Here is a 7,473-nt window from a genome sequence, read left to right as displayed (position 1 = left end):
CTTCTTTGTATAGGAATTTAATTGATAGCTTTCAACCAATTCCTCGAGTTTTGTGGAGAAAATCGGTGAAAACCATTGTTCAAATGATGTTTTTCGTGTAAACTTATCCATGCTTATTGTCCTTTATTTTGGATTTGGATGGTTTATTACCACCCAACCATTATAAAGGATTTTTTTGTGCATGAATAATATTGCAGAAAATTCAGATTTATAAAGGGCTTTGAATTATTTTAATGCGACGCTAGTGAATTCCCACATATTTTTAGATAGAAACTCAGAGGCCTGAAATTCAATAGTTTGCTTCGATTCGAAAAAAATGTTTTATCATGGTAAAAGGCAGTTTCAACAGCATCTAATAAAAAATTCTCTAATATAGAAATAATTCGGGTTAAAGTCATTTCCTCCAAAAAACTCACATAGTTTTTTCTATATTTTTTTCAAGTGTGATAAGACTATGTTCAATCAGATGCGATTCTTTGTAATAAATCTGTTGAAGTCGTTTTCCATTACCAGCCATATTTTCCTCAATTATTTTTGCGGTTGAATCATAAGAATAAAGGCTAGCTAAGTACCATCTCTTTAATCTTTTATAATCTAGCTCATATTTTCTTTCCCGAATAAGTCCAACTTTCTAAGTGAATTAAACAAGAGTTAATAATTTGGTTTTCATCTAAGTCAAAGTCTGGTTCTTCAAAGATTAAAAATCTGATTTCATTTTTTTGATATTCAAATTCAGCAATTGCATCTTTACTAGAAAATTCAAGTGTTACACTAGTTATCTTTCCCTGCCTTTTCGTTATTTCTATGTCTTTAAGATCAAAATTCTGTAAATCATCCCATTTATTAGTTTTTTGGGATATACTTCTAAAATAACTCTGTCAAATTCCCGATCAAAAATTTTCGTCACAAGCTCACCTCTTCTTTAATTTTAGTTAACATAATAGGAAATACGAAAATCGAAACAAAAGTCTGTAAAAGTATACCATTATAATCATATAAGAGTAATATTTTCCTAACAATCAATACTAATTATCTACGTAAAATCAAATAAACTGAATAAGTGTCTAAGAAACGCTCTCTGACAAAAATAATTTTTATTTTATGTATTCAAAAAGAGGTAGCTAATTATTAGCTACCTTTTATTTTATATACTCTTCTTCATACCGCATTGGCGACGTTCACGTAAGAAAACGCCACCTTTTACGGAACTTTTGAAGTAAGATGAATTACAATTGTCGCATCTGCCACTAACTTTATCTGGATATTCAGCGTAATCATAAACTTTAGTAAGATCTATTTCTTGCTGCTCTTTCTCTTCCATGTTGATCACTCTTTTCTAATTTACTCTTATTAGATTACCACAAATAGTGAAGGTGAAATTATTTTATGTAAAACGAACATCAATTAGTTCACTTAACCTCATTTTATTCTTTAACTCAAATACTTCATCAATAAAAATAAATTGATCCCCCAAGGAGTCAACAAATTGGATGAATCCTGTATCGATCATATGTTGCCCATTCTTATAATATGTAAGGTATACTTGTTTATTTGTATGTAGTGCTTCAATCAAGGTGAAATTGATTTGTTCCATTTGCTCTTCTGTTAAAAGAGGCTGAGCTACTTCTACTTGCTTATTTATCATTTCCTTTAACCCTATGTATTGCTCTGGCATTGTAGCAAAAGGGCGCCATTTTTTCATTCCCCTATGTTCCATATTTCTGTCCTCCTTACGCTTTGTGGCCTCCAAGTAAGCCGTTTCGGTAACGAGCTGTTGAATGCTCGAGGTGGCTTGAAGCCCGCAGCACACTATTCTTGCCATAACGCATCCGAATCTCATCAATCGTTTTGGCAAGAGCGTAGGCTCTTTCACGCTGATCGACATCCTCAAATAAGCTCATTTGCTCCTCTTCTTCAATGCTTGTGTTTGATAAGGAGATCCCGATGGAGCGAATCGGCATTCCATTATCATGTGTATGTAAGATGGTTAAGCAATAAGGAAAAATATCTTGGCTTAAATTTGAAGCTCTTCCCATTTTCTTTTGTCTTGAGAAGCCTCCACCTGTTTGTTTACTGTAGCCAATCGATAAATGGATCGTTTGAGCCACCACTTGATGCATGCGTAAACGAAAGCAAACATCATCCAACAGCTCCAATAGTAATAATTCCACTTCTTTTCTGCTTGTGTAATCTCGAAAGAGAATCTGACTCTTCCCAAAGGAACGGGAACTAGGGATGTACACATCGGAAATACGGCTAAAATCAATCCCATTCGCATGTTGGTGAAGTTCCTGTCCCATGATGCCAAATTCTTTTTGTAACATCTCTTTAGAAGAAAGAGCGAGTTCTTTTATGGTATAGATGCCTAACCGGTTTAAGCGTCTTTCTGTAGCTGACGAAATCCCCCAGAAATCCTTCATTGGATGAATCGACCATAACTTAAAGGGAATATCCTCATATTGCTAATACGCAACCCCTGTTGGGCTGTGCTTTGCTTCATGATCTAAGCTGACTTTAGCCAGTAAAAGATTAGGACCGATTCCTGCGGTAGCTGTCAGTCTTGTTTTGCGATAGATCTCATTAATTATTCGATGAGCTAAATCCTCTGGTGTTCGAGCAAATAAATGCAAAGAAGCTGTCGCATCAATAAACAACTCATCAATGCTATATGCATGAAAGTCTTCAGGAGCAACATACTGTAACACCAAACTAGAAATATAGTTCGAAGCCCTGATATATCTCTCCATCGATGGATTCACCACATGGATATCTTTCCTTTTAGGAATTTCGAAGAGACGACTTCCTGTTTTGATTCCTTCTTTTTTTAATAAAGGCGTGGCAGCTAACACAACAGATCCCGACCGTTTGATATCTCCTACAACCGCAAGCTTAGTTTTTAACGGATCTAACCCTCGTATGACTGAGGAAACTGAAGCAAAAAACGATTTCATGTCTATGCAAATAATGACTCTGTTTGGTAGCTGCCCATAATCCATTAGAAGTACTCCTTAATAAAGAACGTTTGTTCTCCATTATATACGAACGAACGTTCTTTATTCAATAAAAACTCTAAAGTTTTCCCGATTATTGTTACACTTGTTGATTTGAAAAAAGTTTAATCAGAATGGAGTCTTTTGTTAGAAATCTGCATTTATTTTTTATAAAAAAGATCGATGCTTACGTTAAGAAAAGTTAGACGAAATGGTCACTTTTAATATCCATTGCTGTAAAATAAAAATCAAAAAGGGAAAATATGAAAAAGTTAAAATTGAAGTATGAAGCAATAGTATACGGATTGCAGCACATGGAAAAAGATTATAGTGTAGATGAGTTTGCATTTAAACTAAAACCAATAGACTTAAAGAAATACGCAGAGGTATTTAATGCTAATCCATATTTAGCGAATCCCAAGCTCTTTGATTGGCTCATACAATTTGAAGGTGATGAAAAACATTATTATTGTTGCTTCGAAAATGATGAACCAATTGAAATTGAGATTTCAAATAATAATGGAGCTTCAAAAGGTAAAATAAAAAAATATGTTGAAAAGAACTTTGATGAATTATGTAATAAAGTCCTTTACCTTGAAAAAGTACTTAGATTGGTAACAAACCTCGATATTCATATTCCATTAATAAATTTTAAAGTTTACGATGAAGAAATGGAATTTGTAGCAAGACCCTTCTTAGTGCGCGATTTCTCACCATTAGACCATGCTTCTAGGTTTTCAGAAAAAAACTGGAAACTACAAACTAGTAGACTAAATCTACATATCGATTGGGATTTAATGACAAAAATAATGAGTGGAAATAAAGAATATATTCGTGCCCTAGATTATTTCAATGAATCCTTTTCTGTTAATAAAACCCCAGTAAAACTTTTATGTCTATTCGCATCACTTGAATCGTTATTTAATTACGATAAAGAGGAAATTGCTGAAAAAGTTTCAACTTATACAAGTAAGTTAATTTTTGATAAAGATAAAAAAGATGAAATCTATTCAAAAATAAAAAAATTGTATGATGAACGTTCGAAGTACATTCATGGAGTAAGAACAGATAGAATAACATATGCCTTATATGAGGAACTTAAGGAATTCGTGAGAGTTGTTCTCTTAAATTATTGGTTTGTATCAATGTACAATGAAGTAAAAAATAATAGGCAAATGATTAGTTTTCTAGATGAAGAGAAGCCTCTAAACACGAATACACAACTTGCTATTCGAGCAATAAGGGAAACGGATTACACTAAATTTTATTCAGATGTAAGAGAGAAACTTGAGAATGGTGATACAGATATTCTTTAAAGAGATAGGAAATTTCAGTTCATCTTTTTTACGAACGGTGCGACTTTATTTCAAAGCCACAATAATAAGAAGAACAAATACTCTACATGAATTAGAATGAAGGGGAATCTATGATTAAAGCCTTCAGCGCATTTTTACTGACTACTATTATTTCTTTTGTTGTAATGGTTGGCGCTTTACTAATTTGGGTTACTATACAAGGAAATCACATAACTGATCCATCACTTGCAGACGGATTAGGGTTTGCGGTTGCTTATGGGGTAATAGCTGCTGTTCCCGTTTCGCTTGCCATAGGAATCTTTGGTGGTATTATTGGTTATTTGAGAAATTAAATTTAAAAATCCTATTTATTATTTAAGGAGAAGTAACACAATGTATCAAATGAGGATCTTTACATTAAGAGACGGTACTAAAAGGAAAATAAAGATCGAAGAGGGAATGACCCTTCAAGATGAATTAAAAAAGGCAGGAATTACAGAATCAGATATATTTCAAATGCAATTAGTAATCGAAGATGATAAAATGTAACTCTAGTTGTGCAATTTTGCTAAAAAGGCAGCCAAATATTATATATTTGGCTGCCTTTTAAACTTGTGAAATTATTACAGAATTTACAGTTAGATTAGTTTATATTCTAAATATCGGCTTTATTCTTCACGATCTTAATTAATGTGTTAGTTCTTTTATTCCCATATAAAGTTCTCAACACCTCATACAGCAGAAAAGAATCCCACCTACTTAGGCTTTCTCTCATTAAAAAGAAATCCAAGAGAAAAATTTCATTTAAAGTAGAAGAAAACAACTTAAAAAATCTCTCTCTATCTATAATGGTATCCTTATACAGATCAGAGAAATAATCAACACTCATAATAGGTATATTCGCAGCTTGAGAGTGAACTACTCCACTAAGTTGTTTATATAATGTATAATTTCGTTCAATTGAATCATAATACTCTTTAAAAGTATTTTTGTCTAAACAATGCTGTAAGTCTTTAATGAATTTCCTTTTCGTATCTATAAATCTAAAATCTAAGGGTTCAAAGGATAGTGAAGAATCATTTTCTGACATGAAAATCCTTTCGCGTTCCAAAACAAACCTATAATTTGCTTCCTGAGCAGATCTAAGCAACAATAAAGCACTTCTACACTGACCAGTTACTAGAGCATAAAATGATTCAAGAAGTAATGAAAAAGTCATGTTAAAAGCATTACCAAAATATCTTTTAGTTTCTGCTCTTTTTTTAAAATAGTTAATTATAAAGACATAACCAAATATTTTTTCAATATTATCATGGTTACTAAGTACAAACTCTTGTTTAGTATCTTTAAAATCCTTGACTCTATCAAACTCTTTTTGAAATATATCAATTAATTTAATCAATCTTTATTACTTCCTTTTTTTACAGATTTAAACCAATTGATAGTGTCATCTTCCAAACTGCTTGATGATTTTTTTACACCATTTTCACCGGGATTAGCTTCAAGACCTTTATCTTGTAGGTAAAATATTATCAATTTTATTGAAGCCGACATTTTGAGAAAATCATAACCTTCAGCAACATCCTTTAACAATCTAGAAGCCAAGTAAGGCCGAGCTTTAAATAGATATGGATTGTATTTTTTTTTGAATACATTAGATATAAAATCTTCTAATTCTATATTTCTTTTAAATACTTTTTTATTTGAAATAAGTTCATAAAGAAGCCCAAGATATAAACTCTTTGTTTGTTCAAGTGTAAATTTATTTTTATTAATTGCACCAAACTCTTTTATAAAATCTTTTTTATTCTCAGTTTTCATAAGCTGCCTCCGTTACTTGCTCATAAAGCGATACCCTTTCTTCTATTTCAGCTACCACTCTTGTAATAGAGTTTTTTAGGGTTTCATGTTTAGCACCACTTTCATCATATAAAGCGAATTTTAATGGAACTGATGAATGATAAGGTATTTCCGATTCAAAGAATGTCTGTGATATTTCTTTTTGTAATCTTTCTTTTAACTTTTCCGCAATAGTCATCTCATGTGTTAAAGTAAATAAAACACCCAAACATACTATGGGTTTACGTCTAATGTCTCTTTTATATACAGTATATAATTTATATATTGGAGACTTTTTATCATAGAAAGTAGAAGTAACTAAAGTTTCTAATAGTCCAATACCCACGCTTGAAAATAAATCAATTTTACTTGGAATTATATAATAATCAGATGCGAATAAACTAGCTTGGGTTAAAATAGTCCAGTTAGGTGGACAGTCTATAAATATATAATCATAATCATCCCTTAATTTAAATTCTTGTATATGATCTTCTAGAACATTATGTTTACCACTTGTATCACCAGACAACGACTCAAATAGATCTAAATCTCCGGGAATTAAGTGCAAATTATCTTTTATTTTATAAACTAAAGAAGGATTTTCTAAAGGGGTTGCTACCTCTGCATTTGTAAATAACGTCCTTACAGTCATGCTTCTGGCCTTTAACCTATTATATATTAACTGTGATGATATTTCCTTTTTATAATTTTCATCTAGGCTTAAATCCCCATCTTGTTCTCTATCTTCTTCCTCTTCTTCTACTAAACTAGCATTTACAATTTCATCATATTTCTCTTTCAATTCTTCTTGTGCCTCAGAAAGTATTAGAGGTTTTATTTCTTGTCTATGATATCTATACTGGTGATTAAGTAATGCTTGTGTGGCGTTAAATTGAGGGTCCATATCAATTACTAGAACTTCTTTTCCTGTTCTTGAAATGGCATCTGCAATATTGATAGCTGCAGATGTTTTACCTACACCTCCTTTTAAATTAATAAAAGAAATAACTTTAGCTTTTTCAGTATCCATTCTTTTGCTCCTCTTTTTTTAATTCTTGCTAACCTTAAAGTATTAAAACTCAGCAAAAAATACTATATATTATCACTAGCGTCGCATAAATTTTAACCGAATTTTCTGTTTTCTTATTTTTCCTTTTATAAAGAAAAACGAATACTCTTGAACAGAGGTAGTAAACATCCATTTTTTTACTATAACTGTTGACGAGTGTGACAGAGGCGGGAAACCCTTTATGGGACCGCTTTTCCTGCGATTTTTCGTAGCCATAAGTGAGCGGATTTCCATGGAGCTGCCTTCAGTAAACGACTAATTTGTAAGTACGTTCTCGAAC

General features: G+C 32.0%; 8 protein-coding genes and 1 pseudogene. 3 read left to right on the top strand and 6 right to left on the bottom strand.

Translation table 11 applies throughout. The annotated features are described in order from the left end of the window. Window positions 1–1,144: 1,144 nt before the first annotated feature. From A2U94_RS21675 to A2U94_RS19205, 3 genes and pseudogenes are all read right to left on the bottom strand, one after another. The gene (locus tag A2U94_RS21675) at window positions 1,145–1,321 is read right to left on the bottom strand and encodes a DUF8096 family protein (RefSeq protein ID WP_197473419.1); all 177 of its coding nucleotides are present in this window, start codon (window positions 1,319–1,321) and stop codon (window positions 1,145–1,147) included. A gap of 63 nt (window positions 1,322–1,384) precedes the next feature. Further along, a complete protein-coding gene (locus A2U94_RS19210; protein WP_025908426.1) occupies window positions 1,385–1,717 on the bottom strand; it encodes a YolD-like family protein in 333 nt (110 codons plus the stop codon). Between the two features lie 13 nt (window positions 1,718–1,730). Next, window positions 1,731–2,996, bottom strand: a pseudogene (locus A2U94_RS19205) (Y-family DNA polymerase). A 257-nt stretch (window positions 2,997–3,253) separates the two neighbouring features. Between A2U94_RS19205 and A2U94_RS19200 the strand changes: the two are divergent. The 3 genes from A2U94_RS19200 (at window position 3,254) to A2U94_RS21670 (ending at window position 4,834) form a co-directional block, all read left to right on the top strand. Next, entirely contained in the window at window positions 3,254–4,306 is a 1,053-nt protein-coding gene (locus A2U94_RS19200; protein ID WP_025908427.1) for a HEPN domain-containing protein, read from the top strand. A 110-nt stretch (window positions 4,307–4,416) separates the two neighbouring features. Further along, window positions 4,417–4,638, top strand: coding sequence for a hypothetical protein (locus A2U94_RS19195; RefSeq protein ID WP_025908428.1), 222 nt, complete (start codon window positions 4,417–4,419; stop codon window positions 4,636–4,638). Window positions 4,639–4,678: 40 nt separating this feature from the next. Beyond that, complete coding sequence (locus A2U94_RS21670; protein ID WP_172738189.1) at window positions 4,679–4,834, top strand: hypothetical protein; 156 nt, start codon at window positions 4,679–4,681, stop codon at window positions 4,832–4,834. 106 nt (window positions 4,835–4,940) lie between these two features. Here A2U94_RS21670 and A2U94_RS19190 read toward each other — a convergent pair whose 3' ends face one another. Genes A2U94_RS19190 through A2U94_RS19180 form a run of 3 tightly spaced genes read right to left on the bottom strand, consistent with a single transcriptional unit; the run spans window position 4,941 to window position 7,154 of the window. Next, window positions 4,941–5,687, bottom strand: coding sequence for a hypothetical protein (locus A2U94_RS19190; protein WP_025908429.1), 747 nt, complete (start codon window positions 5,685–5,687; stop codon window positions 4,941–4,943). Beyond that, on the bottom strand, window positions 5,684–6,106 hold the full coding sequence (locus A2U94_RS19185; RefSeq protein WP_025908430.1) for a hypothetical protein: 423 nt from the start codon (window positions 6,104–6,106) through the stop codon (window positions 5,684–5,686). Before A2U94_RS19185 ends, A2U94_RS19190 begins: the two co-directional genes overlap by 4 nt. Next, window positions 6,096–7,154 (bottom strand): ParA family protein, encoded by a 1,059-nt coding sequence (locus A2U94_RS19180; RefSeq protein WP_062954764.1) that lies wholly within the window; start codon window positions 7,152–7,154, stop codon window positions 6,096–6,098. Before A2U94_RS19180 ends, A2U94_RS19185 begins: the two co-directional genes overlap by 11 nt. Window positions 7,155–7,473: the final 319 nt, after the last annotated feature.

The sequence above is a fragment of the Bacillus sp. VT 712 genome (genome assembly GCF_001614195.1).
In the GTDB taxonomy this organism is placed as follows: domain Bacteria; phylum Bacillota; class Bacilli; order Bacillales; family Bacillaceae_H; genus Priestia; species Priestia flexa.
Note: the sequence above shows the minus strand (reverse complement) of the source record. Positions and strands in the feature narration are given on the sequence as shown.

Excerpts from the sequence above, each read along its gene's own strand:
- A2U94_RS19210 (WP_025908426.1), bottom strand. The coding sequence starts at position 1,717 with ATGGAACATAGGGGAATGAAAAAATGGCGCCCTTTTGCTACAATGCCA.
- A2U94_RS19195 (WP_025908428.1), top strand. The coding sequence starts at position 4,417 with ATGATTAAAGCCTTCAGCGCATTTTTACTGACTACTATTATTTCTTTT.
- A2U94_RS19180 (WP_062954764.1), bottom strand. The coding sequence starts at position 7,154 with ATGGATACTGAAAAAGCTAAAGTTATTTCTTTTATTAATTTAAAAGGA.
- A2U94_RS21670 (WP_172738189.1), top strand. The coding sequence starts at position 4,679 with ATGTATCAAATGAGGATCTTTACATTAAGAGACGGTACTAAAAGGAAA.
- A2U94_RS19200 (WP_025908427.1), top strand. The coding sequence starts at position 3,254 with ATGAAAAAGTTAAAATTGAAGTATGAAGCAATAGTATACGGATTGCAG.
- A2U94_RS21675 (WP_197473419.1), bottom strand. The coding sequence starts at position 1,321 with ATGGAAGAGAAAGAGCAGCAAGAAATAGATCTTACTAAAGTTTATGAT.
- A2U94_RS19185 (WP_025908430.1), bottom strand. The coding sequence starts at position 6,106 with ATGAAAACTGAGAATAAAAAAGATTTTATAAAAGAGTTTGGTGCAATT.